Below are 21,604 nucleotides of genomic sequence, written 5' to 3' on the forward strand. Positions count from 1 at the left end.
GTCCGCGCGCCCGGGCCACGCGATTCTGCGTGCCCCCGGCCGCGGGTTCGGCCTGCCGCCGAAGCCGCCTGCATGTTACCGCACGCCGCGCGGCGCGACGGCACCTGCAGGCCGACTGCGCCACACGATGCGTGCCGCGACGATTCGCTCAGAACTTGTAGGTCGCGCCCGCGATGGCGTAGTAGTTGCTGCGCGACTGGACGATCGGGCTGTCGCCGTAACGGCCGAGCAGCCGCGTCACGCCACCGGTCGCGAGCACCGACCAGTGCTGCGACAGCGTCCAGTTCCACGCGACCGCCATCGACGCGCTGTCGATCCCGCCGCTCGTCGAATACGGCCGGAACCGGCTCGTCATCGACTGCGCATCGGTCACGCCGTAGAACGTCTGCGTGTAGCGCCCCGAGCCCGCATGCACGGTGCCCGTCACGATGATCTCGTGCTGTGCGGTCTTGAACACCGGCACCGCGAGATCCATGTGCCCCGACACGCCGCGCGACGTGTGCGTCACGGGTGAGTCGATCGTGACGCTCAGTTCCGCCGCGTTGAACAGCGTCACGCCCGCGCGCACGCCCACCAGCACCGAGCCCGGAACCCGGCCCATGCCCTTCAGGTAGTCGGAGCCCGGCATGTCGAAGCGGTTCTCGTCGGCTCGACCCGCGTCGTAGCTCACCGCCGCCGACACGAACGCGCCGTGCGGCAGGTCCAGCCGGTAGCCCGCGCCCTGGGTGCTGTCGATGAAGAAGCCATTGCCGAACTTCGCAGAGAAACCCGGTGCGGCGACGCCGCGATACTGGTTGCTGCCCGGGTAGCGCGGCGCGAAACCACCACCGAGCGACAGCGAATACTGGTTTTCCGCGTGGGCGGCGGCGGCGAGGGTCAGGCCGGCGAGCGGCATGCAATAGCGGTAGCGGCGGAGTATTGGGCGCACAATATTGAGATAAGAGTGACGGAGCCCGCAGTCTAGGTGCCGCCCTGCGCCGCAACTGTCCTGAATATTCGGGGAATCTGTGCCCAATTGTGTTCGATTGTTCGAGATTGTCGCCCCGCTCCCCCGGCCTTCGGTGCACCGGATAGAATTCGCGTGCCGCGCCACGCACCGGCTTGCCAGGGCGTGAGTTCGCGCGTGCGCCCCGAGGAGACCATGAACGAAGACCCACTCAAATACCGTGTACTGCTGATCGAAGACGACGACCGCCTGGCCCAGCTCGTCCGCGAGTACCTCGACGGCTATGAATTCGCGGTGACGGTCGTGCGACGCGGCGACCTCGCCGTCGCCGCGGTGCGCGAGCACCAGCCGGCCCTCGTGATACTCGACCTGATGCTGCCGAACCTCGACGGCATGGAAGTCTGCCGGCGCATCCGTGCGTTCACCAACGTCCCCGTGCTGATCCTGACCGCGCGCCTGGACGTCTACGACCAGGTCGCGGGCCTGGAGACGGGCGCCGACGACTACGTGACGAAGCCGATCGAACCGCGCGTGCTGGTCGCCCGCGCCCGCGCGCTGCTGCGCCGTGCGCAGCCGGCCGCCGCGGAAGCGCCGGTGGCCGCGCCCGAAGCGCTCGTGTTCGGCGAACTGGCGATCTCGCCGCCGAACCGCACCGTCACGTGGCGCGGCGAGCCGGTCGACCTGAAGACAGCCGAATTCAACCTGCTGCTGATCCTCGCCCGCGCGGCCGGCACCGTGCTGAGCCGCGACGATATCCTGAAGCAGCTGCGCGGGATCGAGTTCGACGGTCTCGACCGCTCGGTCGATTCCGGCATCTCGAAGCTGCGCCGCCGCTTCGAGGATGCGTCGTCGGAGCCGCACAAGATCAAGACGATCTGGGGCCGCGGCTACCTGTTCAGCCCTTCCGCGTGGGACGAATAAATGCTCCGCCCGTTGATTCGGCTTTACCTCGTCGTGATCCTGTTCGTCGCTTCGTCGATCATCTTCGTCCAGCTGTCGTTCGACCGGATTTTTTACGATCGCAGCGCGCAGGCGGAGCGGGAATCGTTGACGACCTACGCGTTCGTGCTCAACGATTACCTCGAACGCCACCCGGGCGAGCAGCGCAAGTTCGCGCTGCGCGAGCTCGCGAAACACGGCAACGAACGATTCGACTTCATGCCGATGGCCACCGCCCGCGCGCAATTGAGCGGCGAGCCGCTGCGCGATCTCGACGCCGGCCGGATCGCGATCAGCTACGACCGCAAGGATTACTACATGCCGCTCGCGGATGGTTCGGTGCTGCATGCGCGGCCGATCGAAATATTCAGCCTCGACATCAAGATCTATGCATACATGCTGCTCGCGCTCAGCGCGCTGTTCGCGGTGGTGCTGTGGGTTCACTATCACTGGCGCGACCTGCGCAGGCTGCAGGAAGCCGCACGCGCATTCGGCGCCGGTACGCTGTCGACGCGCGTGAAGCTGTCCGGCAAGTCGAACATCTACGAACTGTCGCAACAGTTCAACGACATGGCCGAGTGCATCGAGGCATCGATCAAGCAGCAGCGCGAAATGATGCACGGCATCTCGCACGAGCTGAAGACGCCGCTCGCACGGCTCGAATTCGGGCTCGCGCTGCTCGCGGAAGCTGACGAAACGGGACGGATGCGCGAACGCCGCGATGCGCTGCGGCGCGACGTGCGCGAACTCGACGAGCTCGTCACCGAGCTGCTCACGATCGGCCGGCTCGAACAGGGCGCGAGCCAGCTCGCGCCGATGGAAGTCGTCGTCGATGCGCTGCTCGACAGCGTCGCCGGCAACGTCGCGAACGACGTCGCCGATCGCGGCGTCACGCTCGACGTGTCGGCGCTTGGCGCGCCCGCGACCCACGTATGCGACCCGAAGCTGGTCGCCCGCGCATTGCTGAACCTGATCCGCAACGGCGCGCGCTACGCATCGCGCACGGTGCTGCTCGCCGCCAAGCGCAACGCGTCGGGCGCGCTCGTGCTGAGCGTCGACGACGATGGTCCCGGCATTCCAGCCGCCGAACGCGCCCGCGTGTTCGAGCCGTTCCAGCGGCTCGACTCCAGCCGCGACCGGCAGACCGGCGGCTTCGGGCTCGGGCTCGCGATCGTGCGGCGCGTCGCGCAGGTGCATGGCGGCGACGTGCGGCTCGAGGATTCACCGCTCGGCGGCGCACGCTTCGTGATCACGCTGCCCGCGCTGTCGCTGCCGGACAACCTGTTCGACTTGCCGGATGCCCTCACGCACGCCGGCGCGTTCGGCGGCAGCACCGGCATGGCCATCCCGCGGCAATGAGGCGCCCGGCGGGAGGCGCCCCGGCCGCCCTCGCCTAACCTGCACGCCGCTCAGCGGCGGCGCAGCAGTGCAACGAAGAACAGGCTGCCGAACATCGCGGTCACGATCCCGATCGGCAGATCCTCCGGCGCCGCGAGCGTGCGGGCGGCCACATCGGCCCAGACGAGCAGGATCGCACCGGTCAACGCGGCCACCGGCAGCAGCCGGCCATGCTCGGCACCGACGACGCGGCGGCACAGATGCGGCGTCACGAGCCCGACGAAGCCGATCGCTCCGCTCACCGCCACCATCGCGCCCGTCGCGAACGACGCGACGACGAACACCTCGCGCCGCATCCGCGCGCTCGGCACGCCGAGCGCGGCCGCGGCAACATCGCCCGACATCAGCGCATTCAGTTCGCGCCGGCGCGCGTACAACGCGCCGCCGGCGAACGCCGCGCAGATGGCCGGCACCGGCAGCAGATCCCAGCGCGCGAGCCCGACGCCGCCGAGCATCCAGAACAGCACCGACGACGCGGCGCGCTGGTCGCCCAGATACAGCAGCAGGTTGCCGAACGCGGCCATCATGAACGACACCGATACGCCCGCGAGCAACAGCCGGTCCGACTCGAGCCGGCCGCGCCGGTAAGCGAGCGCAATGACGCACGCGGTCGCCGCGAGTGCGCCCGCGAACGCGGCAGCCGACAGCGTGAACGGGCCGAATGCCGCGCCGGCCAGCACCGTGACCGCGACAGCGCCGAGCATCGCGCCGGCGCTCACGCCGAGCAGGTGCGGATCGGCCAGGCGGTTCGCGGTCGCTGCCTGCAGCGCAACGCCGACCGCCGCCAGCGTCGCGCCGACGATCGCGGCCAGCAGCGCGCGCGGCATCCGGATCAACCAGACGATGCTGTCGTCGCCCGCCCCCGCCGCAAATGCGCCGGCGTCGCCGAACGCCGACACGATGTGCACGGCGACGATCCGCACCGCAGCCGGCATCGCGATCGGCGCCGACCCGAACGCGGCCGACGCGACGATCGACACGATCAACAGCAGCGCCAGCGCCGGCAGCACCACGCGCATGGCGGGCCGCGATGCACGCACGTGCACGCTCATCGCGCCGGCCCGGCGAACGCGGCCGGGTACAGCGCGCGGGCGAGCGTCTCGACGGCCGCGACGTTCTCGGGGCCCGGTGTCGCCGCATCGTACGGAATCACGATGAAGCGCCGGTCGCGAATCGCGGCCACGTGCGCGAGCGACGGCTGGCTCAGCAGGAACTGCTGCTTCTGCGCGGCCGTCACGGCCGAATAGTCGACGATCACGATCACCTGCGGATCGCGCGCGACCACGCTTTCCCAGCTCACCTGCGTCCAGCTGCGCGGCAGGTCGGCCATCACGTTGCGCGCCCCGGCCGCCGCCAGCAGCGCGGTCGGCATCGCGAGCCCGCCGGCCGTCATCGGTTTGTCGGTGCCGCTGTCGTAGACGAACACGCGCAGCGGCTCCGGATGCCCGATCGCACGTGACACCGCCGCGAGACGCGTGCGCATCGCCGCGACGACCTGCGCGGCGCGCGCGTCGACGCCGAAGATCCGGCCGAGATTGTTCAGGTCGCGGAACACGTCGTCGAACGACGCGGCCGCCTGCTTCATCACGTGCGAGCACGATTCGGTCAGCTCGTACGACCGGATGCCGAACGGCGCGAGCGTCGCGGGCGTCACCGGGCCGCCGACATGCATCCCGTAGTTCCAGCCCGCGAGATAGAAGTCCGCGCGCGCGGCCGCCAGCACCTCGAGCGACGGATACTGGCTCGCCAGCTCGGGCACGCCGCGCAGCGCATCGCGCACGCGCGCAGTGCCCGTCTTCCAGCCGCCGATCCCGGTGTAGCCGACGAGCCGGTCCTTCAGGCCGAGCACGAGCATCATTTCGGTCAGGTTCACGTCGTTGCTCACGGCACGCGTCGGCGCGCGCTCGAACGTCACGTCGCGATCGCAGCTGCGCACGGTGACGGGATAGGCTCCCGCCTGGGCGGCCGCGCAGCCGAGCACGGTCGCGGCAACCAGCCGGCGGAAAATGGGCGATAAGACGGGCGATAAAGCAGAAGACACAGCGGAGAACAAGACAGGAATCGGCATGGCGGTCATTCCGGATGAAGCGGCGTGATGCGCGGGCGGCCCGTGACGGGATGGCGATCGACGAGCGCGACGACACCGAACACGTCGCGCAGCAGCGCTTCGGTCAGCACGTCGGCCGGCGTGCCCGAGGCAACGACCCTGCCGTGCGCGAGCACGTGGAGCCGGTCGCAATACGCGGCCGCGAGATTGAGATCGTGAATCGTGGCGAGCGTCGCGATGCCGAGGCGCCGCACGCGCGCGAGCAGTTCGAGCTGATGGCGCAGGTCGAGATGGTTGGTCGGTTCGTCGAGCAGCAGCAGTTCGGGCTGCTGAGCGAGTGCGCGGGCCAGCAGCGCACGCTGCTTCTCGCCGCCCGACAGCGACGCGAAGCGTTGCGCACGGCGCTCGACGAGGCCGACGTCGTGCAGCGCGGATTCGACGATCCGGCGATCGTCCGCCGTCTCCGCATCGAACGGCCGCTGGTGCGGCGTGCGCCCCATGCCGACCAGTTCGTCGACCGTCAGCCCGAAGTCGTCCGGCGTCTCCTGCTGCAGCACCGCGATGCGCTGCGCGACCGCGCGCGGCCGCATGCGCCACACGTCCTGCGCATCGAGCGCGACGCGGCCGGCATCGGGCCGCGCGTAACGGAACACGCAGCGCAGCAGGCTCGTCTTGCCACTGCCGTTCGGGCCGACCAGCCCGACGAACTCGCCTTCGGCCACGCTCAACGTCACCGAATCGAGCACGGTGATCGCCCTGCCGGGAGACCAGCTCACGCGTTCGATGTCGAGCATGTGCTTCACGGGAGGCTCGCCGCGCCGCATCAGAAGCGCATCGTCGCGACGAGCTCCGCCGAGCGCGACGGGCCGAGCAGCCATTGCTCGCCGCCGTTCGACGTCGTCACCGCATACGTTCGGTTTGCGAGGTTGCGCAAGGTCAGCGCCAGTTCGGTGCGCGACGTGGGCTGCCAGCGCAGCGACGCGTCGAACACCGTGTACGACGGCACCTGCACGCGGTTCGCGTCGTCGCCATAGGTCGCGCCGACGTAGCGCACGCCCGCGTTCGCCTGCCAGCGCTCGGCAAACGCCCAGCCGAGCCACAGGTTCGCCGTCTGCTGCGGCACGTTGGCCGGCGCATTGCCGGCGCGCGACACCGTCGCGCTGCCGACCTTCTGGTTGAACGCGTCATAGCGCGCGCGCAGCAGCGCGACGTTCGCATCGACGGTCCAGCCGTGCGGCAGCCGCGCGCCGCCCGTCAGCTCGATGCCGCGCGACGATTGCCGGCCGACCTGCTGGCGCAGCGCGGGATTGAACGGGTCGGTGCTCAGCAGGTTGCGCTTCGTGATGTCGTATACGGCGAACGTCCAGTATGCACGGCCGGCGAGCAGCGCCTGCTTGACGCCGGCTTCCCACTGTTCGCCGGTCGCGAGCCGGTAGCTCGCCTGCGACGCGGACAGCGTCACGAGCGATCCGAGGCCCTCCGCGCCCGTCGTGTACTGCGCATACACGCTGAGCGTCGGCGCGACCTCGAACACGAAGCCCGTGCGCCAGCCGACGTTCGCGAAGCGCTTGTCGAAGCCGGCGCCGGTTGCCGCCTGCTCGCGGCTGAACGCGATGTGGTCGTAGCGCAGGCCGCTCACCCACGCGAGCCGCGGCAGCACTTCGAGCCGGTTCTCGGCGAACACCGCGGCCTGCCGCGCCCGCGTGCTGAACTGCGGCACCGTCGGGTCGGGGCTCGTGAACACGCCGGGATCGAAGCCGTGCGCGGGCACCGTCGATTCGCCGCCGTACGGCGAATTGTTGGTCCCGCTGAACGTGATCTGGCTGAATTCCGTGCCGACGACGAAGCGGTTCGCGCGGCCGAACAGCGTACCGTCGAAGCGTGCGCTCAGCCGATCGCCGATCTGCCGCTGATGGTGGCCAATGTCGAGATAGTCGCTTCGGGTGACGAGGCCCGTCGCGGCATCGAGCGCATACGATTCGGCATTGCGCCACTGGCGATTCGACGTCAGGTAGTAGAGCTGATTGTCGATCGTCACGCCGGCTGCCGGCCGGTAGCTGGCCGACAGGCGCGTCCACTGGTCGTAATAGGAAATCGACGCATCGCCGACGTTGTAGTTGACCTTGCGCAGCGACGGATCGAGCACGCCGTTCGGTGCCGGCACGCCGTAGTAGGTCGCCGGCATCTGGCGGCCATAGTCGAAGTCGAGCGTCAGCGTGAGCTTCGGGCTCGCGTCGAACTTCAGCGCGCCGCCGACGGCCGTCGTGTGCGTATCGGCCCGCTCGGCGAGACCGTTCGCGCGTGCGTCGCTCGCATGGAAGCGATACGACAGCCGCGGGCCAAGCGCGCCCGTCGTATCGAACGCGGCGCGCTTCGCGCCGTCGGGGCCAACACCAACCTGCAGTGTCGTTTCTCTCGTGCGCTGCGGCCGCTTCGGCACCACGTTCACGACGCCACCGATCGCCCCTTCACCGTACAGCACCGACGCCGGGCCGCGCAGCACCTCGATGCGCTCGACCGACCACGTATCGAACGGGAACGTGATCGTGTCGGCGGCCGGCATCAGCCGCACGCCGTCGAACAGCGTCATCACCGATTCCTGCCCGCGGAAACCGCGCACGCTCAACGCGGTGCCACCCGTGCCGGGCGCCATCGCACTCGAGAACCCCGCCGTGCGCGTCACCGCATCGAGCACCGTGCGATCGCCGCGCGCGTCGATCGTGTCGGCCGTGACCGTCTCGACGCTCGCGGGCGTGTCGAGGCTCGCGAGCCCGAGCCGCGAGCCCGTTTCGAGCGGTTGCGTCAGCGGGTCGGCCGGTGCGGATCGCGTGCTGACGTCGATCGCCGGCAGCGCATGCCGCTCGTCCGGTGCGAGTGCGGCCACTTCGGCAGCCAACGCGCCGGAGGTCGCCATCGCGCAGCCCAGCAGGGTCGTACAGCCGCGTGCCGCGCGAACGCGCCAGGCGTCGGCGTTCCGGCGCGATGCGGCGCGGTGCCGCTCCCCGCGCGCCGGGGTGTGTCTGGTTTTCGTCACGTCGTATCGATCTTCGGAGGGTGGCGTCGCACGCGGCCGTGCCCGGCCGCCAGGCGCCGCCGGTGGCGCAAACGTCAGATGATACAATATATCATCTTGATTCGTCAGGATTTTGTCAGGTTGTCCCGGCCGGGTGCGCGGCCGTGGCCGCACGTCGCGCCTGCAAGGGGAAACAGAACTGCCCCCACGGCTTGTCGCCCCGCAGCCGGTTGCGCACCGCGAACGCGTGCTGGTATTTCACGACCGCGACCGACGCCGGCGCCCACATGTCGCGCAGCTGCGGCCGATCGCGGCCGCTTGCCCGCGAAAGCAGTCCGCCCCGGCCTTGGCGCCGGCCTCCAATCAACGGCCGACTTCCTTCCATTTGCGCGCGAGCCCGAGGCGTTCGAAACGCTCGATCAGGAACTCGGTGAACACGCGGATCTTCGCCGGCTGGTGACGACGGCTCTGGTACGCAATATTGACGGTGAGCGCCGGCAGTTGCCAGTCGGTGAGCACCGGCACCAGCTTCCCCGCAACGATGTCGTCGTGAACGATGTAGAGCGGCTGGATCAGGATGCCGAGCCCGGCAAGCGCCGCCGCGCGGATTACCTGCCCTTCGTTCGCATCGAGCACGCTCTTGATCGTGACCGACTGCTTCTTCGCGCCGTGGCGGAAATGCAGCACGTACGGATCGTTCGCGAGGTTGTAGACCAGCATCCGGTGGTCGCATAGTGCATCGGGCGTCACCGGCGCGCCGTGCTTCGCCAGGTACCCGGGCGACGCGGCCAGCACGCGCCGCGTCTCGGCAAGCTTGCGCACTGTGATGCCCGAATCCGCCTCATGCTCGCGCGTGCGGATCGCCACGTCGATGCCGGCCTCGATGAAATCCGGATAGCGGTTCGCCGCGACGATCTGCACGTTCAGGTTCGGGTAGCGCCGGTGAAACTCCGGCAACGCGGGCGCGATATACATCGACGCGAACGATACCGACGCGGTCACACGCAGCGTGCCGGCCGGATTGACGCTCGCTTCGTTGACCGCCGCATCGGCCTCCGACAGTTCCATCAGGATTGCCACGCAACGCCGATGGTATTCATGCCCGGCGTCGGTCAGCCACAGGCGCCGCGTGGTGCGCTCGACGAGCCGCGCCCCCAGCCTCTCCTCCAGCGCGTTCAGGCAGCGGCTCGCCGCCGCGCTCGACATCCCGAGCCGCTCGGCGGCCTTCGACAGGCTGCCCAGCTCGGCCACCTGCACGAAAAATTCGATCTGCGTCCACTTGTCCATGCGCTCGATTCTTCCACCTGGCGGAGAACAAAACTCCCGCAAACCCTCTTTTTTACGATCCAGGGAGGAATTAATGTTACGTCAACGCGCTATCCAACGACATCAGGAGACACCCCCTATGCGCAATCTCGACGAAGACACCATCACACAGGCCGTGATCGCGTCGCTGGGCGGCTGTCGCGACGAGCGGTTGCACACGGTGATGACCAGCCTCGTCCAGCATCTGCATTCCTTTGCACGGGAGACGAAGCTCACCGAGGCCGAATGGCAAAGCGCGATCGGCTTCCTGACGGCGGTGGGTCACATCACCGACGACAAGCGCCAGGAGTTCATCCTGCTGTCCGACGTGCTCGGGCTGTCGACCCTCGTCACCGCGCAGAATCACGCGAAGCCGGCCGGCTGCACGGAGGCGACCGTATTCGGTCCGTTCTACGTCGAAGGCAGCCGCGACTTCGGGATGTTCGACGACATCGCGAACGGCGCCTGCGGCGAGCCCTGCTTCGTGTCGGGCCATGTGCGCGGCATCGACGGCCTGCCGATCGCGCACGCGTCGCTGGAAGTCTGGCAAGCCGACGAGGACGGGCACTACGACGTGCAGCTTCCGGCCGACGACGGCTCGGTCACGCACCGCGCGCGCGGCCGGCTGCGCACTGATGCCGACGGCCGTTACGCATTCCGCTCGATCCTCGCCGAGCCGTATCCGATTCCGCACGACGGCCCCGTCGGCGCGATGCTCGACGCGCTCGGCCGTCATCCTTGGCGCCCCGCGCACCTGCACTTCATGATCGAGGCGCGCGGCTACGAAACGCTGATCACGCACGTGTTCCGCGACGGCGACCGCTATCTCGACTCCGATGCGGTGTTCGGCGTACGGTCGACGCTCGTCGCCGACTGGGCCCGGCACGCGCCCGGCATCGCGCCGGACGGCTCGCGCATGGACACGCCGTTCTACACGCTCGAATACGACTTCGTGCTCAATCCCGCGGAGCGCACCGCGTGATCCGCCACGTCGTGAGGTGGAATGTTGCGGGCGCAACTGAATCCGAACGCGCGCTGGCACAACTCGGGCGCCAAGCGCGCGGCGCCCGCCGCCCCGCAATCGCCCCGCTCAACCGCCGAGCTTGAACGCCGGCAACTGCTGCGCGAGCCGCGCGCCCATTTCGGCGCCGAGCGCCTGCAGCGCATTGAACGGCCGGATCATGACCTCGAATTCGACGATCCGCCCTTCGTCGTCGAAGCGGATCATGTCGATCCCCTTCAGCGCTTTGTCGCCGATGGCAGCGCTGAACTCCAGCACCACACTCTTGCCGTCGTCGGTGACGAACTGCCGGTAGTAGGTGAAATCCTGGAGAATCGTGACTACCGTGCGCAGCGCCAGCAATAGCGCGGGCGCCGGCCCATAGGGCTTGAACGCCATCGGCGAACGGAACACGGCGTCCGGATGGACGATCGACTCCAGCGCGCCAAAATCCTTGCGCTCGATCATTGCATGCCACTTGTCGAGCGATTGCGCGACAGCGGGTTGAAGATGCAGCGGTGCGTTCGTCATCGAAGGCTCCAGTATCGTCGGGCGGAAAAGAAACGAATCAGTTTCAAAGGGTGGCGGCCAGCGTCGTGCCCTGGTGAATCGCGCGCTTCGCATCGAGCTCGGCCGCTTCGTACGCGCCGCCGATCACGTGCACCTTGCGCCCGGCGGCCTCCAGTTGCTCCGCCAGTTCGCGCTGCGGCTCCTGCCCCGCGCAGATCACGACGTTGTCCACCGGCAGCGTCTGCTCGACACCGTCGATCGTCACGTGGAAGCCCTCGTCGTCGATGCGCCGGTAGCTCACCGCCGACGACATCCCGACGCCGCGCGCCTTCAGCGCCGTGCGGTGGATCCATCCGGTGGTCTTGCCGAGGCCGTCGCCGACCTTCGACGCCTTGCGCTGCAGCAGATGGATTTGCCGCGCCGCCGGCTCGGGCCGCGCATGGCGCAAGCCGCCTGCGTTCGCATACGACGGGTCGACACCCCACTCGGCGAAGAAGCGGTCCGCGTCGACGTGCTCGGCGCCTTCGCGATGCACGAGATATTCCGCGACGTCGAAGCCGATCCCGCCGGCGCCGACGATCGCAACATTGCGGCCGACCGCCTTGCCGTCGCGCAGCACGTCGAGATAGCCGAGCGCCTTGACATGGCCGACACCGTCGATCGGCGGCGTGCGCGGCACGATGCCCGTCGCGATCACCACTTCGTCGAATTCGCGTTGCAGCAGCATCTCGGCGGTCGCACGCGTGTTGAGATGGAGCGTCACGCCGCGCAGTTCGATCTGCCGGCTGAAATAGCGCAGCGTCTCGTTGAACTCTTCCTTGCCGGGCACCTTCCTGGCGATATTGAACTGGCCGCCGATCTCCGCGCCGGCTTCGTACAGCGTCACCGCATGACCGCGCTCGGCCGCGGTGACCGCGAAGCCGAGGCCTGCCGGCCCGGCGCCGACCACGGCGATCCGCTTGCGCAGCTGGGCGGGGCGAATCACGAGCTCGGTTTCATGGCATGCACGCGGATTCACGAGGCACGACGTGATCCTGCCGCTGAACGTATGGTCGAGGCAGGCCTGGTTGCAGCCGATGCACGTGTTGATTTCGTCCGCGCGCCCTTCCCGCGCCTTGCGGACGAACTCGGCATCGGCGAGGAACGGCCGCGCCATCGACACCATGTCGCAGTAGCCGTCGGCCAGCAGTTGCTCCGCGACTTCCGGCGTGTTGATCCGGTTGGTCGCGACGAGCGGGATGCCGACCTTGCCCATCAACTGCCGCGTGACCCAGGCGTACGCGGCGCGCGGCACCTTCGTCGCGATGGTCGGAATGCGCGCCTCGTGCCAGCCGATGCCCGTATTGATGATCGTTGCACCGGCCGCTTCGATCGCCTGCGCGAGCCGGATCACTTCGTCGAGCGTCGAGCCGCCTTCGACGAGATCGAGCATCGACAGCCGGTAGATGACGATGAAGTTCGTGCCGACCCGCTCGCGCACGCGCCGCACGATCTCGACCGGGAAGCGGATGCGGTTCTCGTAGGCGCCACCCCATGCGTCGTCGCGATGGTTCGTACGCGCGGCGATGAATTCGTTGATCAGATAGCCTTCGGACCCCATGATCTCGACGCCGTCGTAGCCCGCGTGCTGCGCGAGCGCCGCACATCGGACGAAATCGGCGATCGTCTCGTCGACTTCATCGCTGCTCAGCGCATGCGGCGTGAACGGGTTGATCGGCGCCTTCAGCGCGCTCGGCGCGGCAAGTGCCGGGTGATACGCGTAGCGCCCGAAATGCAGGATCTGCAGCGCGATCTTGCCGCCCTCCGCGTGCACCGCGCGCGTCACGACACGATGACGCTCGGCTTCCGCTTCGGTCGTCAGCATCGCGCCGCCGAGCGCCGGACGGCCCCGCTCGTTCGGCGCGAATCCGCCCGTGACGATCAGGCCGGCCTCGCCGCGCGCACGCTCCGCATAGAACGCCGCCATCCGCTCGAAGCCGTTCGGCGCTTCCTCGAGGCCCACGTGCATCGACCCCATCAGCACTCGGTTCCTGAGCGACGTGAAGCCGAGCTCGAGCGGGGTCGTCAGATGCGGATAACGCGACGTCATGAGGTGTCTCCGTTTTTATGCAACAAGTTGCACAGATAGTAGTCGACCACTTTCGTTTATGCAACCCGTTGCACAAACGCGTCCCACATCTTGTACTGTGGCCCCGATATGGCAAGATGCGGTTCATTCCGCGGCCTCCTCCGATCCGACATGTCCCTGCCCCACGCACTCCTCACCGCTCTCGCCGAACGCCCGGGTTCAGGCTCCGAACTCGCCGACCGCTTCGATCGCTCGATCGGCTATTTCTGGCAGGCGACGCACCAGCAGATCTATCGCGAGCTGGGGCGTCTCGAGGAAACGGGCTGGATCGAATCGCTGCCGGCCGAATCGGGGCGCGGCCGCAAGCGCGCGTACCGGATCCTGCCGGCCGGCAAGAAGGAGTTGCGGCGCTGGATCGCCGAACAGGAAGATCCGACGCCGCTGCGCGAAGCGCTGATGGTGCGCCTGCGTGCGGAAGCGGTGCTCGGCCCGGCCGGCCTGGAGGACGAAATCAGGCGGCGCATCGCGCTGCACCAGGAGAAGCTCGACCTGTATCTGCAGATCGAGGCGCGCGATTTCTCGGAAAGCGCCGATTCGCGCACGAAGCGCCTTCAGCACCTGGTCCTGCAGGCCGGCATCGCGAACGAGCGGTTCTGGGTCGAATTCTCACAGCATGCGCTCGACGTGCTGCGCTTGCCGAAAGACTGAACGACTGAACGATTGGCGGAGGAAATGCCGATGACGGAGAAACCGTGCGCTGCTGCGGCGATTCGAACACGCACGGCACACGCCTGATGACGCGTGCCGGCGTACTGGAGCGGTTCGCACGCGAAGGCGTTCACTTCGCGGCCGACCGGCATCGTGCGCTCGGGCAGCGGGTCGCGGCCCTTCCGCAGCAGATCGCGTTACGCACATGAGCGCCTCAGCGCAACCGCGCGGCGCGTGCCCAAACGCGACACGCCACGCGCGGGGAAACCGGTCACGCGTCCGGCAGGATCACCACCTTGCCCTTCACCTGCCGGTTGGCCATCCGCGCGATCGCATCGGCCGCGTCGGCCAGCGACACACGCTCGGTGATTGCCGGTCGTATCTTGCCGGCCGCGAACCATTCGGCAAGCAGGCGCATGTTCGCGACATGCTGCTTCGGATCGCGGCGCACCGCGTCGCCCCAGAACACGCCCAGAATGTCGCGCTCCTTGAGCAGCGCCAGGTTCAGCGCGAGCTTCGGGATCTCGCCGGCGGCGAAGCCGACCACGAGGAACCGGCCGCGCCACGCGGTCGCGCGCAACGCCGCTTCGCTGTAGGCACCCCCGACCGGATCGTAGACGACGTCCGCACCGCGCCCGCCGGTCAACTCGTCCACGCGGCGGCGCAGGTCTTCGGTCGCATAGTCGATCGTCTCGTCGGCGCCCGCTTCACGGCACAGCGCCAGCTTGTCCGCACTCGACGCCGCCGCGATCACGCGCGCACCGAGCGCCTTCGCGATCTCGATCGCGGCGAGGCCAACGCCGCCCGCCGCACCCAGTACGAGCAACGTCTCGCCTTCTTGCAGCCGCGCGCGCTGCTGCAACGCGTGCAGCGACGTGCCGTACGCAAGCACGAGCGCCGCGCCCTGCTCGAACGTCATGCCCGGCGGCAGCGCGGCAATCTGGTGCACATCGGCCACGCACTGCTGCGCGAACCCGCCGTGCCCGGTGAACGCAACCACCGAATCACCCGGCCGCCACGCGGTCACGCCCTCGCCCACCGCGTCGATCACGCCGGCAAATTCCGCGCCCGGCGAAAACGGCAACGCCGGTTTCACCTGGTACAAGCCCTGGACGATCAGCGCGTCGGGGAAATTGAGCGATGCGGCCTTCACCTGAACCCGGACCTGGCCCGCGCCCGGTTCGGGGATCGCCACGTCCTCGATGCGCAAGCTGTCGATCGGGCCGAATGCGGTACACAACAGGGCTTTCATGTTCGTCTCTCTCCTTGTGCGGCTTCGCCGCGCATCGAGTCATCCCGCGGGGCACGCCCGCACGGCCGGATCACGGCGAATACGCAACAGCCGACGGATCCGGCATCCGCGACATCGTCTGCATTCCGGAATATCGGTGAAGCGATGATCAGAACCACGCGTCGCGCATGTCGAGCGTCGTCGTGTCGACGCTCGCGAGCAGATCGAGCTGCGCATCCACTTTCGGCAATTCCCAGTTGAAGAAATAGCGGGCCGCCGCACGCTTGCCGTCATGGAAATCGTCGGCGTGCCCGTGCGCGGCAAGCGTCACGTCGAGCCACAGCCACGCAACGACGAGATGGCCGAACGCTTCCAGATAGACGCTCGCGTTCGCGAGCCGCGCCTGCGGATCGCCGATCGCGCCGAGTTGCCGCGTGACCTCGACGAGCCGCGCCCAGCGCTTTGCCAGCGCGTCGGCCTGTTCGCGCAGGCCGGCATCGAGCGTTCGCGCGCGTTCGACCGTCACGCCGATCCGCGCATCGAGTGCGTGCAGCAATGCGCCATCGTCCTGTGCGACCTTGCGGCCCAGCAGGTCGAGCGCCTGGATCCCATGCGTGCCTTCGTGGATCGGGTTGAGACGATTGTCGCGATAGAGCCGCTCCACCGCGTAATCGCGCGTGTAGCCGTAGCCGCCGTGCACCTGGATCGCGAGGTCGTTCGCGACGAGACACCACTGAGACGGCCAGCTTTTCGCGATCGGCGTCAGGATGTCGAGCAGGCGCGTCGCTTGGGCGCGTACGTCCGCATCGTCGTGCGCGCGTGCTTCATCGACCAGCTTCGCGCAATACAGGATCAGCGCGAGACCGCCTTCGACATAGGCCTTCTGCGCGAGCAACATGCGCCGCACGTCCGGATGTTCGACGATCGGCGCCTGCGGCGCGGCGGCATCCTTGCCCGCCGGCCCGAGCGGGCGCCCTTGCGGCCGGTTGCGCGCATAGTCGAGCGCGTGCAGATAACCCGTGTAGCCGAGCGCCACCGCGCCCGCGCCGACACCGATGCGCGCTTCGTTCATCATGTGGAACATGTATGCGAGGCCATGGTTCGGCTGGCCGACCAGATAGCCGATCGCGCCTGCGCGCCCTTCCGGGCGGTAGCGCGTGCCTTCGCCGAAGTTCAGCAGGCAGTTGGTGGTGCCGCGGTAGCCCATCTTGTGGTTCAGCCCGGCCAGCACCACATCGTTGTGCTCGCCCAGGGCCGCGCCGTCGGCGCCCGGCAGGTACTTGGGCACGATGAACAGCGAGATGCCACGCGTGCCGGGCTGCAGCCGGCCATGTTCGTCCGGAATCTTCGCGAGCACGAGGTGGACGATGTTCTCCGTCAGTTCGTGTTCACCGCCCGAGATCCACATCTTGTTGCCGGTCAGCCGGTAGCGCGGGCCGAGCGGCGAGTCGCCCTCGAAATCCGCACGCGTCGCGATGTCGGACAGCGACGACCCGGCTTGCGGCTCGGACAGGCACATGGTGCCGAAGTAGCGCCCTTCGAGCTCCGGGCGCGCGAACGCGTCGATCTGCGCGGCGCTGCCGTGCGCGACGAGCAGGTTCGCGTTGGCGGCGGTCAGGAACGGATAGGCGGACGTTGCGATGTTCGCGGCCTGGAAGAACAGGAACGATGCGGCTTCGACCAGCTTCGGCAAGCGCATGCCGCCGAGCGCTTCGTCATGGCCCGCGGCGATCAGCCCGGCGTCCGCAAAGGCGCGCACGGCCGGTGCGACGTCCGGGATCAGCGTCACGCGCTCGCCGTCGAACTGCGGTTCCTCGCGATCGCCACGCGCCGCATGCGGCGCGAACAGGTCTTCGGCAATCCGCTCGCTGGTGTCGAGCACCGCGTCGAACGTCTCGCGACCGAGCTCGGCGTAACGCGGCAGCGCGACGAGCGCTTCCGCGTCGAGCCAGTCATACAGCAGGAACGCGAGATCGCGTCGCGACATCAGCAGACTCATCGCGACGCCCTCCGCGTGGCCGGCGAGCGCCACGCGTGGCCGCTGCCCTGCCCGCGCCGGCCGATCCGCGCGCGCTCGATCGATACAGGCTTCATCACGTCTGTCTCCTGTCGGGCGGCGCGTCGGCGCGCCCGTTCGCTCCGGTTGCCGGAACCGGATGGGTGGGTCGGTGACTGCAAATGCTGGCGGGAAATTTAGCACGGTCGTTCTAAAACGACAATGGCGAATCACCCCGGCGACGAATCGGGACGATCGCGGCATGCGCGGGGGCGACCGGCGCCTGCCCGGTGCGCGGCGCGCCCGCGTCACGCGCCGGTCATGCGGGCGGCGGCTGCGCGTCGTCAGCGTCCGCCGGGGTGTCGATCGGAACGAACATGTAGCCTTTGCCGCGCACGGTGCGGATGTAGCGATAGTCGCCGACCGCCTGCTCGATCAGGTTGCGCAGCCGGAAGATCAGCACGTCGAGCCCGCGCTCCGAGCGTCCCGCCGCATTGCGCCCCAAAAGCGCGAGGATTTCCGCGCGCGACAGTACGCGCATCGGCCGCGAGATGAACAGTTCGAGCAGCGCGAATTCGCTGGCGCGCAACCCGAGGTCGTCGCCCGCGCGGGTCGCGCGCCGGGTCGCGAAATTCACGCTGATGTCGCCGAATGCATAGGGTTCAGGAAAACCCGGCTCGCGCGGCGGCGTCAAGCGCGTCGGCGCATAACGGCGCACCGCGCTGCGCACGCGCGCGACCAGCTCCATCGGCTCGAACGGCTCCACCACGTAGTCGTCCGCGCCGATTTCGAGCGCGACGACCTTGTCGACCACGTGCGCGCCACGGCTGATCACGATCACCGGCATGTCGTGACCGGCGCGCCGCAGTGCGCCGAGCGCCATGTGGACCGTCGTGGCGGGTCGCTCGACCCGCAGCACGATCAGGGTCGGCGGCGCCGCGCTCACGTGCTGCAACAGCATCGAGACATCGTCGAGCACCGACGTGTCGATCCGGCAGTCGCGCAGAAACGCGCGAATCATGTCGCGCGTGTGCGGATCGGACTCTACGACAAGAACCTGGATGGCCATGAGAAATCATCCAACGCGTCGGCCCGGACAGCGCATCGCGACGTCACGCGGCGTCACCATCCGGCCGCAACGGCCGGGGAGGCCGGCCCGAACCCGCGATCGCGCGAGGCCGCCGCCTATACGTGCATGCAGCAATCGAGACTCGTCATGAAATAGCTCAGGCTCTTGCGGATCGACGTCTCGACGTCCCGCACGTCGCGGGTGGCCGGCGACCGGCCGAGCAGTGTCGCGACGATGTCGAGCGCCTCCCACGGGTGCCGGTCGTCGTAGTCGGCATGCAGCTTCAGCCATCGCATCGCGCGATGCCGCACGGCCGGGTCGAACCGCTCTTCGTAGCGCGACGCGCACAGCAGCGCACTCCACTCGCCCGTCACGCCTTCGATCGCGTAGTTGGTCGCGGCGATGCTCGGCGCGAGCGCGTCCGCGCTGGCGCTTTTCCAGCACCAGTGACTCAGCGCGAATCCGTCCAGCGGCGCATCGCCACGCAGCATCATGTCGATCGTCACGCCGGAATCCGCGGCCCAGTTCGCCCAGTGATCGACGTGATTCTGCTCGACGCGGATATTGCGGATCAGATAACGCCGCGCCTTCTCGTCGCCGCGCGACCGGTACGCGGCGGTCTTCACCAGGTTCATCGCCATGTACTCCGGAAACTGGCTGACCACCGCCCAGCCGGTCACGAAGAACGCGCGCAACTGCGCTGCGCGCAAGGTCCCGGCGCTCATCGCCGCGAACACTGGATGCGCGAGGATGCGGGCCTTCAGCTCGTCGGTCGCGCCGACCACGTCGCACAGCCAGCCCGGATAGCTGGCCAGGTCCATCAGGTCGCCGGTCAGTTCAAATGGAGCACTCATGCGTTCGTTCCTCGCTTGTTCAATGAAAGCCCCCTTCCTGCCAGGGCGCGGGGCGGCCGAAGTAATAGCCCTGGCAATAGTCGACGCCCATCGCACGCAGCATGTCGGCCGTCGTCGTGTCCTCGACGTGCTCGGCGACGGTGCGGTACTTCATCACGTGCGCGATGTCGTTGATCGCGTACGTGATGCCGCGCTTGATGCCGTCGGACGTCATGTCCGACACGAGGCTGCCGTCGATCTTCAGATAGTCGATCGGCAATTGGCGCAGGTATGAAAACGACGACATGCCCGCGCCGAAATCGTCGAGCGCGAACCGGCAGCCGAGATCGCGCAGTTCGCACATGAAGCGCGACGCGACTTCCAGGTTGCGTACCGCGCTCGTCTCCGTGATCTCGAAGCAGAGCAGCGACGGGTCGAGCCCCGACGCCGACAGCTCGGCAATCACGAATTCGACGAAGCGCTCGTCTGTGATCGACATCGCCGACAGGTTCACGTTGTATTCGACGTAGCGGCGCCGCTCCAGCCGCGCAAGACGCCGGATCACGGTGCGCACGACCCAGCGGTCGATCATCGTCATGTGGCCGTATCGCTCGGCGGCGGGCAGGAAAACCGGCGAAATCAGCTTGCCGTCGGCGTCCGGGATGCGCAGCAGGATCTCCGCACGCTCGGGTGCGTCCTGTCCCGACTGGATCGGCACGATGCGTTGTGCATACAACTGGAACGAGTTCGTTTCGAGCGCCGTCTTCACGCGGCGGCTCCATTGCATGTGATACGCCTGGCGGCTCGAATTCATGTCGCGCGAATCGGCGACGTGCACGCGATTGCGGCCGCTGTCCTTGGCGACGTAGCACGCGATGTCGGCCATCTGCATCGCCGCTTCGACGCTCTCGGGCCGGCACGCGAGGTCCAGCACGCCGATGCTCACGCTGATCTTGAACGGCTCGCGTTGCCACAGGAACGTGAAATCCTCGACGCCCGCGCGGATCCGCTCGGCCTTGCCGCCGTCCGGCGGGCTCGTCCGGGCGGCCGGCAGCAGGATGCCGAATTCGTCACCACCGAGCCGGCCGACCAGGTCGGCGGCGTCGAGACAGCGCCGGAACACCGCCGCCGCATCGCGCAGCAGCGCGTCGCCGGCCGCGTGACCGCATACGTCGTTGACTTCCTTGAAGCCGTCCAGATCGAGCACCATCAGCATTCCGCCCGCACGCTCCGTCAGCGCGTCGCCCAGGCGCCGCTCGAACTCGGTCCGGTTGATCAGTCCGGTCAGCGCGTCGTGCGACGCCTGCCACGTCAGTTTCTCGATCAACTGGTATTCACGCGTCATGTCGCGCAGGATCAGCACGTAGCCGACGCAGCGGCCCGCCGCGTTGTCCATCTTCGACAACGACGCGCGCACGGACACCGCCGAGCCGCCCACGCGCAGCAGGTCGAGATCGCGCGTGAACGTGTGGTCGCCGCTGTTGCTGAGCGACGCGAGCAGCTTGATCGACATGCCCGTCGACGTGTCGATCAGGTCGAGCACGTCGTTGATCGGCTTGCCGACGCACAGCTCCGACGACGCGCCTAGCAGTTGCTCGGCCGCCGGGTTGACCGTCTCGATGCTGCGCGTGAGACCGATCGTGACGATCGCGTCGGCCACCGAGCGCAGCGCGACTTCGGCAAACGCCTGGCTCCGGTCGAGCTCGGTCTGCATCGACACCTGCTGACGTTGCGCGCGGCCCGCCCAGCGCACCGACAGCAGGATGATCAGCAGCGACGCGGCGAGGTACGACAGGAACAACTGGATCACGGCCGAGCGGAATTCGGCGCTCAGTTCGTCGGAAAAACGCTTCGGCAGCGGCTCGATGCGCGAATTGAGATTCCAGATCTCGCGGTTCAGGCGGTACGTGCGGCGCAAGTCGCCGGCGTGCACGGACTCGCGCAGCGCCTCGGCCACCGCGCGCAGGTCGACCAGTTGCCGGTCCGCGCTCTCCCAGTATTGCAGTGCGACGTTCAGGCCTGCGAAGCTGCTCAGGATCGGATAGAACCACACCACCGCCGCCGCATCGACGGGGTTGATGCCGGCCTCGATCATCGCCCGGCGCGCGGTGCCGCGATCCGCCGGCAAGCCGGTCATCGCACGGCGCGCGACGCCGAGAAACGCGAGGGTCCGGTCGACCGCCAGGTAGTCGTCGAACAGCTTTTCATCACCGGTCTGCCCGTAGCGGGTCAGCAGGATGATCTCGTCCTTCTGCGCCTTCGACCAGCTGCTTTCGCCGCCGACGTACACGCGTAGCGACATGATCACGATCAGGCTGACGGCGACGAAGCCGGCCAGCGCGCCGATCACGACCACGATCGGCAGGATGCCGAGCGCGGGACTCCACGGCCACACGTGAAACGAGCTGCGCTGACTCTGGAGGTTCGATAAGTTTTCCATACTGAATTTCTGATTATTCTCGACGCCGACGGCCCGGCGCCTGCCGGACTTCCGGCATGGGTGCCTCTCTCCTCCCACCTCCCTCCTGCACCGTTCGGCTC

18 protein-coding genes are annotated in these 21,604 nt (G+C 68.1%); 4 read left to right on the forward strand and 14 right to left on the reverse strand.

The window, feature by feature from the left end:
* Positions 1-148 precede the first annotated feature (148 nt).
* Complete coding sequence (locus FFS49_RS30545) at positions 149-895, reverse strand: MipA/OmpV family protein (RefSeq protein WP_071334289.1); 747 nt, start codon at positions 893-895, stop codon at positions 149-151.
* Positions 896-1,141: 246 nt separating this feature from the next.
* Between FFS49_RS30545 and FFS49_RS30550 the strand changes: the two genes are divergently transcribed.
* Positions 1,142-1,867, forward strand: a complete 726-nt coding sequence (locus FFS49_RS30550) for a response regulator (protein WP_046545396.1) — start codon at positions 1,142-1,144, stop codon at positions 1,865-1,867.
* The gene (locus FFS49_RS30555) at positions 1,868-3,244 is read left to right on the forward strand and encodes an ATP-binding protein (protein ID WP_105816855.1); all 1,377 of its coding nucleotides are present in this window, start codon (positions 1,868-1,870) and stop codon (positions 3,242-3,244) included.
* Positions 3,245-3,294: 50 nt separating this feature from the next.
* Here FFS49_RS30555 and FFS49_RS30560 read toward each other — a convergent pair whose 3' ends face one another.
* From FFS49_RS30560 to FFS49_RS30585, 6 genes are all read right to left on the reverse strand, one after another.
* Positions 3,295-4,335 carry an iron ABC transporter permease gene (locus FFS49_RS30560; protein WP_171026861.1) on the reverse strand — a complete coding sequence of 347 codons (1,041 nt, stop codon included), beginning with the start codon at positions 4,333-4,335 and terminating at the stop codon, positions 3,295-3,297.
* Positions 4,332-5,360, reverse strand: a complete 1,029-nt coding sequence (locus FFS49_RS30565) for an ABC transporter substrate-binding protein (protein ID WP_105816856.1) — start codon at positions 5,358-5,360, stop codon at positions 4,332-4,334. Before FFS49_RS30565 ends, FFS49_RS30560 begins: the two co-directional genes overlap by 4 nt.
* The gene (locus tag FFS49_RS30570; RefSeq protein WP_105816883.1) at positions 5,357-6,154 is read right to left on the reverse strand and encodes an ABC transporter ATP-binding protein; all 798 of its coding nucleotides are present in this window, start codon (positions 6,152-6,154) and stop codon (positions 5,357-5,359) included. The genes FFS49_RS30565 and FFS49_RS30570 overlap by 4 nt, the downstream gene beginning before the upstream one ends.
* Positions 6,154-8,244 (reverse strand): TonB-dependent receptor, encoded by a 2,091-nt coding sequence (locus tag FFS49_RS30575; RefSeq protein WP_105816857.1) that lies wholly within the window; start codon positions 8,242-8,244, stop codon positions 6,154-6,156. Before FFS49_RS30575 ends, FFS49_RS30570 begins: the two co-directional genes overlap by 1 nt.
* A 235-nt stretch (positions 8,245-8,479) precedes the next feature.
* Positions 8,480-8,632 carry a hypothetical protein gene (locus FFS49_RS30580; RefSeq protein WP_175918220.1) on the reverse strand — a complete coding sequence of 51 codons (153 nt, stop codon included), beginning with the start codon at positions 8,630-8,632 and terminating at the stop codon, positions 8,480-8,482.
* A gap of 74 nt (positions 8,633-8,706) precedes the next feature.
* A complete protein-coding gene (locus tag FFS49_RS30585) occupies positions 8,707-9,630 on the reverse strand; it encodes a LysR family transcriptional regulator (protein ID WP_039347592.1) in 924 nt (307 codons plus the stop codon).
* A 118-nt stretch (positions 9,631-9,748) separates the two neighbouring features.
* Between FFS49_RS30585 and FFS49_RS30590 the strand changes: the two genes are divergently transcribed.
* Positions 9,749-10,630 (forward strand): intradiol ring-cleavage dioxygenase, encoded by an 882-nt coding sequence (locus tag FFS49_RS30590; RefSeq protein WP_105816858.1) that lies wholly within the window; start codon positions 9,749-9,751, stop codon positions 10,628-10,630.
* A 108-nt stretch (positions 10,631-10,738) separates the two neighbouring features.
* Here FFS49_RS30590 and FFS49_RS30595 read toward each other — a convergent pair whose 3' ends face one another.
* A complete protein-coding gene (locus FFS49_RS30595; protein WP_105816859.1) occupies positions 10,739-11,179 on the reverse strand; it encodes a nuclear transport factor 2 family protein in 441 nt (146 codons plus the stop codon).
* Positions 11,180-11,222: 43 nt separating this feature from the next.
* Positions 11,223-13,247 (reverse strand): NADPH-dependent 2,4-dienoyl-CoA reductase, encoded by a 2,025-nt coding sequence (locus tag FFS49_RS30600; RefSeq protein WP_105816860.1) that lies wholly within the window; start codon positions 13,245-13,247, stop codon positions 11,223-11,225.
* Positions 13,248-13,397: 150 nt separating this feature from the next.
* Here FFS49_RS30600 and FFS49_RS30605 point away from each other — a divergent pair, with 150 nt between their 5' ends.
* On the forward strand, positions 13,398-13,934 hold the full coding sequence (locus FFS49_RS30605; RefSeq protein WP_069247687.1) for a PadR family transcriptional regulator: 537 nt from the start codon (positions 13,398-13,400) through the stop codon (positions 13,932-13,934).
* 271 nt (positions 13,935-14,205) lie between these two features.
* Here the strand turns inward: FFS49_RS30605 and FFS49_RS30615 are convergent, their stop codons facing one another.
* The 5 genes from FFS49_RS30615 to FFS49_RS30635 form a co-directional block, all read right to left on the reverse strand.
* Positions 14,206-15,186 carry an NADPH:quinone oxidoreductase family protein gene (locus tag FFS49_RS30615; RefSeq protein WP_105816862.1) on the reverse strand — a complete coding sequence of 327 codons (981 nt, stop codon included), beginning with the start codon at positions 15,184-15,186 and terminating at the stop codon, positions 14,206-14,208.
* 148 nt (positions 15,187-15,334) lie between these two features.
* Entirely contained in the window at positions 15,335-17,164 is a 1,830-nt protein-coding gene (locus tag FFS49_RS30620; protein ID WP_137909903.1) for an acyl-CoA dehydrogenase, read from the reverse strand.
* Between the two features lie 316 nt (positions 17,165-17,480).
* Complete coding sequence (locus FFS49_RS30625; protein ID WP_105816863.1) at positions 17,481-18,230, reverse strand: response regulator transcription factor; 750 nt, start codon at positions 18,228-18,230, stop codon at positions 17,481-17,483.
* 116 nt (positions 18,231-18,346) lie between these two features.
* A complete protein-coding gene (locus FFS49_RS30630; protein WP_105816864.1) occupies positions 18,347-19,084 on the reverse strand; it encodes an iron-containing redox enzyme family protein in 738 nt (245 codons plus the stop codon).
* 19 nt (positions 19,085-19,103) lie between these two features.
* Entirely contained in the window at positions 19,104-21,503 is a 2,400-nt protein-coding gene (locus tag FFS49_RS30635; RefSeq protein WP_105816865.1) for an EAL domain-containing protein, read from the reverse strand.
* Between the last annotated feature and the right edge of the window lie 101 nt (positions 21,504-21,604).

The organism is Burkholderia sp. 4NA327C6, assembly GCF_005502655.1.
Classification (GTDB): Bacteria; Pseudomonadota; Gammaproteobacteria; order Burkholderiales; family Burkholderiaceae; genus Burkholderia; species Burkholderia contaminans.